At 49.0% G+C, this 7,304-nt stretch carries 6 protein-coding genes; 3 read left to right on the forward strand and 3 right to left on the reverse strand.

Going from position 1 to position 7,304, the window contains the following annotated elements:
• From QM529_00750 to QM529_00760, 3 genes are all read left to right on the forward strand, one after another.
• Positions 1-852, forward strand: an 852-nt coding sequence (locus QM529_00750; GenBank protein MDI9313196.1) for an NAD(P)H-hydrate dehydratase, incomplete at its 5' end; no start/stop codon positions are given.
• Between the two features lie 17 nt (positions 853-869).
• Positions 870-1,100 (forward strand): NAD(P)H-hydrate dehydratase, encoded by a 231-nt coding sequence (locus QM529_00755; GenBank protein MDI9313197.1) that lies wholly within the window; start codon positions 870-872, stop codon positions 1,098-1,100.
• Between the two features lie 104 nt (positions 1,101-1,204).
• A complete protein-coding gene (locus QM529_00760) occupies positions 1,205-2,098 on the forward strand; it encodes a 3-keto-5-aminohexanoate cleavage protein (protein ID MDI9313198.1) in 894 nt (297 codons plus the stop codon).
• An 80-nt stretch (positions 2,099-2,178) separates the two neighbouring features.
• Here the strand turns inward: QM529_00760 and QM529_00765 are convergent, their stop codons facing one another.
• The 3 genes from QM529_00765 to guaB form a co-directional block, all read right to left on the reverse strand.
• Positions 2,179-4,119 (reverse strand): AAA family ATPase, encoded by a 1,941-nt coding sequence (locus tag QM529_00765; protein MDI9313199.1) that lies wholly within the window; start codon positions 4,117-4,119, stop codon positions 2,179-2,181.
• Between the two features lie 8 nt (positions 4,120-4,127).
• Positions 4,128-5,144 carry a hypothetical protein gene (locus QM529_00770; protein ID MDI9313200.1) on the reverse strand — a complete coding sequence of 339 codons (1,017 nt, stop codon included), beginning with the start codon at positions 5,142-5,144 and terminating at the stop codon, positions 4,128-4,130.
• 667 nt (positions 5,145-5,811) lie between these two features.
• Positions 5,812-7,304 (reverse strand): IMP dehydrogenase (guaB, locus tag QM529_00775; GenBank protein ID MDI9313201.1); only part of this gene is annotated, 1,493 nt, incomplete at its 5' end.

Genomic DNA, 7,304 nt, shown 5'->3' on the forward strand with positions numbered 1-7,304 from the left:
CCCATTTGGCGGAATTGCGCTATCATCGGGGGCATGATTCGACAAATTGTTGCCAACCAACCCGCCATGTGGCGGGCGGCGTTGCGCCGCGCCATGGTGCCGCGCGCCGACGACAATAAATATCGCCGTGGCACGATTTTAATTCGCGGTGGTGCCATGGTGGGCGCGGGTGTTTTGTGCGCCACCGCCGCACGCCGCGCCGGTGCGGGGTTGGTTACCATTTTTGCCGGCGCGCGCGACCGCGCCATTTATTTGTCGGCGCAACCCGGGTTGTTGTTTTCGGCGGAATCTTTTATTTTTCAGCGCAATGTTTGGCGCACATGTTTGTCGCCGGCGCGGCAAAACCGGGCGCAGGTTATTGTCATCGGCCCCGGTTGCGCCGCCACCCGCGCCACGCGGCGCGATGTTTTGGCCGCCATAAAAACCGGCCGTGCAACATTGGTCGACGCCGGCGGCATAACCGCGTTCGCCAACCGCGCACCATTATTGCGCCGTGCGTTGCAACAACACCCCAACCCCAACATTATTTTCACCCCGCACGCCGGCGAATTAGCCGCCTTGAACATTCCCGCCATGCCACCCCCCAATGCCGCCCCCGATGCCGCCCCCAATGCCGCCCGCGATGCCTCCCCCGATGCCACCCGTGATGCCGCCCGCGATGCCGAATCAAACGACGCGGCAAAAATCGCCCGCGCCGCGTCAGCCGCCGAATATTTGGGGGCGGTGGTGTTGTTAAAGGGCGCAACCACCGTCGTCGCCACGCCATTCGGCGAATCCGCCACGGCGCGCACGCCCCCCGCGCCGCGCCAACCCATGCCCCAACCCATGCGCCCACCCGTGTCAGTGTTTTAAAAAACTGCCCCAGTATTTTGGCCACCGGCGGCAGTGGCGATGTTTTATCGGGCGTTATCGCCGCCATATTGTCGGCCGGGGTCGGGCGCGGCATAATGGGCGGGGGCGGCACGGGCATGGATGGTTTCCTGGCGGCATCGGCCGGGGCATTCATTCACGCGGCGGCCGCGCGCCAACATCAATTTGGCATGATAGCCGAGGATTTGCCGCCGTCCATCGCCGCCGTGTTGGGCGACATATTGCAATGATTCACCGCTATTTTTGCATCAAAAAAAAACTTGCGCCGGCATGGATTTTTGCCTAAGAATGAATTACAATTAACAACCAATAAAATTGACCATTCAAAAAAACCATGATGAATTTCGAACCATTTATTACCTGCGCCATTAACGGCAGTGGCGCGACCGAGGACAAACACCCCAACATTCCCACCACGCCAAAGGATATTGCCGACAACGTGGCCGCCGCCGCCCGCGCCGGTGCCGCCATTTGCCATATTCACGCCCGCGACCAAAAAACGAAAAAGGGAATCCGCGGCCAGGAACTTTACCCACAAATTTTAGACGAAATTAAAAAACAAAAAATCGACGTGGTGTTAAATTTCACCGCCGGCATGGGCGGCGACATCAGCTTTGGTTCGGTTGAAAACCCGGTGCCGTTGGCCAACACCACCGACATGGTCGGCCCGACGGAACGTTTAAAACACGTGAAGCAATGCCTGCCCGAAATTACGACGCTCGATTGCGGGTCGCTCAATTTTGGCGACGCCAATTACATCACTTGCCACACGCCGCCAATTTTGCGCGAAATGGCCAAGCAGGTTCAGGCCATGGGCGTAAAACCCGAATTGGAAGTTTTCGACACCGGCAATTTGTGGCTGGCAAAAAACATGATAGAGGAGGGGCTTATCGCATCCCCCGCCATGATTCAATTATGCATGGGCATTCCATATGGCGCGCCGGCCGACATAACCACGTTGATGGCGATGGTGCACCAATTACCGAAAGATTGCGTTTGGTCGTCGTTCGCCATTTCGCGCAACCAATTGCCGTGGGTTGGGGTTACCGCCATGGCCGGCGGCAACATTCGCGTTGGGTTGGAAGACAACATTTACCTGGGCAAGGGGCAATTTGCCACCAACGAAGAATTGGTAAAACGCGCCCGCACCATTTTGGAAAACATGGGGGCAAAAATCATGGGCCCCCAAGCCGTCCGCGACAAACTCAACCTAAAAAAGCAGTGGTAGCAATTATTTTGCGCTATCGCTTCGCTGCTTGAGCGCAGGCCGCCCTACGACCGGGCTTTTCAGCTTTTTGGTTATAGGGTTTATTTTGTAAATCCTTTATCTATAAAATCAAAAATTTCTTTAAAATTTTTTTGAGCAATTTCTGAAATATCTTCTTTTTTAATATTATCATTATCTATTTTTGCTGAGAACGATGCCGCTAACATAGGCTTATCTTTGCTTATACAGGCCTTGCCCTTTTCAAATTTTATGGAGCGTTCACCTCTAAATAATTTAAAATCTGTTTCTTCAAACATATGTTCTATTTCTGAAAATTTTAAAATTTTTATTTTTTCCTGAGCGTCGTCTTCATTGTTAAAAAATTTTAATAGCTCGCCATAAATTCTTTTGCTAATTACGCTTCGCTCATCTGAGTCATTGTCCTTATCCATAACCACTAACCATTCCAACCCATAGCCTATTGCGTAAGAAACAATGGATGGGATATTGCCTGCGCCTGTAGCTGGAATAAATTTATAAGATTTGTCTATCCCTAATAATTTTCTCATCCCCTCCATATAATAAAAACCGGAAATTTCTTCTAATATCACCACTTTTTCATTAAATGAGAAATTAAAATTATTACTTATGCCCATGGCGCGCGTTATTGGTGTTATTGCATCATATCCATTATTATTTTCTACAGGCTTTGAAACCAAATTGACCTGCGTGCCTTCCTCTTTTTTATTAATCACTATTCTATTTCTGTATAATTTTTTATCAACATTAATCAAAAATGGCGAGTGGGTGCTGTAAATAATTTGCACTTGTTGGTCATCTTTATTATCGCTAATCTCTTCTAAAAATTTTAATAAATCTTCTTGTGCTTTAATGTGTAAATGCTGGTCTGGCTCATCTAATAAAAAGATTATGCTTCCTTGACCTTGCATTTCTAACCAAAAAGAAAAAAATAAAGAAAATCCCAAGCTTTTTTGGCTAGGTTTTAAATGTTTATCTGATTGAGTGTTGATAAAAAAATCAATGCGGGGGCCTGGCTGATTGCCACCGCCCTCCTGAAAAGAAAATTTAATAAGCGCGCCCTCTCCTGAATTCTCAAAATGAAGCCTTTGTCGCCAACTATTATTAAACATATCTGATATTATTTTACTACAGCGAACTTCCTCATCTCTTTTTTTTTGATTACTAGAGCCGCTGATTTCTGCTAAATTAATACCAAGAATTCTTTCAAAATTCTTAACCGCCTGATAGCCTTCTTCGTTATTGTCTTTTTTTGTCAAATCAGCAATCGTAATGCTATCTGGCAACATAGGAGCGCGACCATTAAAAAATTTTATTGCTGGTGTGCACCTACTCCAAATAAGCTCTGCCAATTTTTCTTGGGCTATATTAAAAATTTTTTGTGTAGCAGAGGGAGTTATTTCATCGCTAGGCGATTCTTTATCAGGAATAGATGCGCTTATTATATTATAAGAATTATCATCTATGGTTAATTCATCATCTTCGGAAGAAAATATCAACTTTATTACATCCAATTTATCTAGAGTGAGCGTTAAATCTATTTTTTCAAAATTCTCGCCTCTTCGACTTAGAAAATTTTTTAGACTATTTTGTAATCTTGTTCTAAAATTTTCTTTATTTGTTATTTTATAGCTACAAGCAATGGAAGCAATATTTGTATCTCGTAAAGCTTCTTCGCTAATTTCTTGTTTTTGAAAATCTCGCAATGCTTCCAACACTGCGCTCTTGCCTGATTCATTTTGCCCTAACAACGCCACCAAATTATAATCTTCAGGCACTTCTACAATTCCAGTGTCCTGTATTGATTTATAATCTTTTATTTGAAAGCTCTTCAATCTCATCATAGGCGTGATTCCCCAATAATAGCATGCCCCCTTGTTTTTAACAATTTTTGCAATTATTGGTGATTCTTTTGGGGGAGTCAAATAAAAAAATAGCCTTTTTTGCATAAAAAACAGCTCTTTGCCTCGACTGCGGCAGTTTCGCGCGCCTATTGCGCGCATGATATTGCCTAGAAATTGTAACCCAACCGCGCGCCGGTTTCGATGGTGATGTTGCGGGGCTCGCCATATGTTCCCTGGGCGTAACCGTGGCCGCTGGATTCGCCGGTGTATTGCCCCGCCACCTGCACCGAATCATCGACCCAAAAATAATTAAAAAATGGCGTCACGGTGATGTGATGAATGTTAATTTCGATATAGGCGCGCGCGCCGTAACCGCGGGTTTGCGGCATGATTAAATTTTTTTCGGCGCGTTCAGCCCGGGCGCTGTTGTTAAAATCATCGAACGACGCCACGGCGTGGCTACGTTGCACGCCGCTGACAAAAAAATCATATTCGGCATTGGCCAACAACGAAAAACCATCGGTGCTATATTGAAATTGTAAAACCAACGGCACATAAAACAAATGGTTGGTGCGTGCATATCGCGTCGAATCCTCCCGTTGATTTGCCGTGTATTTATACCCCATGCCCGACAACAAATTAACGCGATAATTATTGAAAAACGAAATGGTCGGCCCGACCAATGCCCGCGCCCAAAACAGAAAAATATTATCAACCTGGGTAACCAACGAACCATATTGGCTGTCTCGCGAATTACCATTTTGCCCGCGATACGTCATTTGAATGCCGGTATAAACCGCCATATCAAATGGTGTAAAAATAAAACCTAAATCTTTGGGGTAAAACATAAAAGTTAACTTGCTTTCAACCCCGCCCACCGCGCCCGAAATATCCATAAATATATTATCATTTTTATCCGATTCATATTCACGATACAGGAAATATGCCGCCGCCGGCGCCAGCGAAAATTCCACCCGGGTGGTTTTCACGTCATCGCCACCCGTTGCGCCGCGCGCCGCAACCGCGCCAACCATGATTTGTAACAGGGCGAGCGATAAAAATAAAAACCTTACCGCAAGATATTTACCCTTAACCGCGCCGCCACCGCGCGTAAAAAAACCACGACAAAAACCGGCGCACCCCGCCCGGCCCACGGACGTGGAAAAAAAACCCTCAACATTCATTGCCCTTGCCTCCTATATCATATGGCTAGGCAACTACCCTCATTCCCAACGTAGCCATTATAGCTATTTTATAAATTATTTATTTTCCCTCGCGGTCAAATTAACCGAGGTAATTTTAAAAAAAACGCCGCCCTTTTTTACGCGACGGGTTGAGCGTGAGAAAAGAGGCGCGCAATATAGAAGCAAGTAAGGTCTGGTGCCTGCATTCACGCGGGCGCAATTATTTTGCACTACCGCTTCGCTACTTGAGTGCGACCACTATTTTGCACTACCGCTTCGCTACTTGAGTGCAGAATTTTTTCATCAACTATATTGTGAAATAGCGACCTTCTCACAAAAAAACCCAAACCAGCCGGTTCTAGGCCTAGCGCGCAATATAGAAGCAAGTGAGGTCTGGTGCCTGCATTCACGCGGGCGCAATTATTTTGCACTACCGCTTCGCTACTTGAGTGCGACTACTTCGCGTGAATAAAATAAAACAAGTTGGGCGCATGAACCCGCCCTCAAGTAACGCAGTGATAGGGCGAATTTATTGGCGGAGCAATTTTTTGATAATTTACAAGCAAGTGAAGACGCCCACGACTGCATCGGGCGGGCTTTGCCCGCGCGATAAAGAAAATAACGGCAATCAACAAATTTCAGGGAAATTTTTTGATAATATAATGGCCTACGGTTCTCGCGTTATGGTGATGTCGTGCGGGTGCGATTCGATAACGCCGGCGGTGGTGATGCGGCAAAATTGTGCGGTGCGTAATTCGGCCAAGTTTTTTGCGCCGGTGTAACCCATCGCCGACCGCAAACCGCCGGCCAATTGGTATAACACGGCCGACGCCGCCCCTTTGTATGCCACTTGCCCCTCGACCCCCTCGGGCACGAATTTATCGGCGGCGGTGCGGCGGGTGTCCTCGCCCGCGCCATCAACATTGTCCTTGCGCTCCGTTGTCATGGTCATGGTTTCTAAAACATTTTCTTGGAAATAACGGTCGGCACTGCCCGCCCCCATGGCGCCGGTTGACCCCATGCCGCGATATGTTTTGTAAGACCGCCCCTCGTAAACGAAAACATCGCCCGGCGATTCGTCGGTGCCGGCCAGCAAGCCACCAATCATCACCGCGTCGGCCCCGGCGGCCAAGGCCTTGGCCATGTCGCCCGAATGGCGCAACCCGCCGTCGGCAATAATACTGACGCCCAACGCGCGGGCAATGCCGGCGCAATTCATAATGGCGGTTAATTGCGGCACGCCGACGCCGGCGACTATCCGCGTCGTGCATATCGAACCCGGGCCAATGCCGACCTTAACCACGTCGGCCCCGGCGGCGTGCAAATCGCGCACTGCCTCGGCCGTGGCAACATTGCCGGCGCAAATTATCAGGTTGTTAAATTCGGCGCGAAATTTTTTTACCTGCGCCATCACCCCGTCGCTGTGGCCATGGGCGGTGTCAATCACCAGCATATCAACGCCGGCCGCCGCCAGGGCCGCACCCCGTTCATAACCCGCATCGCCCACGCCGGTGGCGGCGGCGACGCGCAAATGGCCGTCTTTATCTTTGCTCGCCCCCGGGTTTTCGGTCAGCGAGCTTAAATCCTTGGCGGTCATCAACCCGACGCAACGCGCACCATCGACAATCAATAATTTTTCGATGCGATGCTGGTGGAGCAATTTTTCGGCCTCGCCCTTGGTGATGTTTTTGGCTGCGGTGACAAGGTCGCGCGTCATCAATTTATCGACCGTCAGGGTTTCATCGTCGCAAAAACGTTCATCGCGATGGGTTAAAATCCCCACCAATTTATTGTCACCATCGACCACTGGAAAGCCGGTAATTTTGTGCCGCCGCATCAACACCCGCGCCGCGCCCAATGTCATGTCGGGGCGAATGGTGATGGGGTTTTCGACCATCAAGCTCTCGGCGCGTTTGACGCGCCTGACCTCATCGGCCTGGTCGGCGATTGACATGTTTTTATGTATAACGCCCATGCCGCCGCGCCGCGCCATGATTATCGCCATTTTGCTGGCGGTGACGGTATCCATCGCCGCCGATAAAATTGGTAATTGCAGGTTAATGCCGCCCGCGCCGGGTGATTTGTTATTTTGGCCGTAAGCCGCCTTATCTGTCTGGCCGTAAGCCAGGCAAGTCGCCAGGTCGGTATCTTTTGGCAATA

Origin of the sequence: Hydrotalea sp. (genome assembly GCA_030054115.1) — a bacterium.
In the GTDB taxonomy this organism is placed as follows: domain Bacteria; phylum Pseudomonadota; class Alphaproteobacteria; order JASGCL01; family JASGCL01; genus JASGCL01.

What these genes read in the sequence shown, in the direction of transcription:
- QM529_00770 (MDI9313200.1), bottom strand. Translation starts at nt 5,144, where the DNA reads ATGAATGTTGAGGGTTTTTTTTCCACGTCCGTGGGCCGGGCGGGGTGC.
- QM529_00765 (MDI9313199.1), bottom strand. Translation starts at nt 4,119, where the DNA reads ATGCGCGCAATAGGCGCGCGAAACTGCCGCAGTCGAGGCAAAGAGCTG.
- QM529_00760 (MDI9313198.1), top strand. Translation starts at nt 1,205, where the DNA reads ATGATGAATTTCGAACCATTTATTACCTGCGCCATTAACGGCAGTGGC.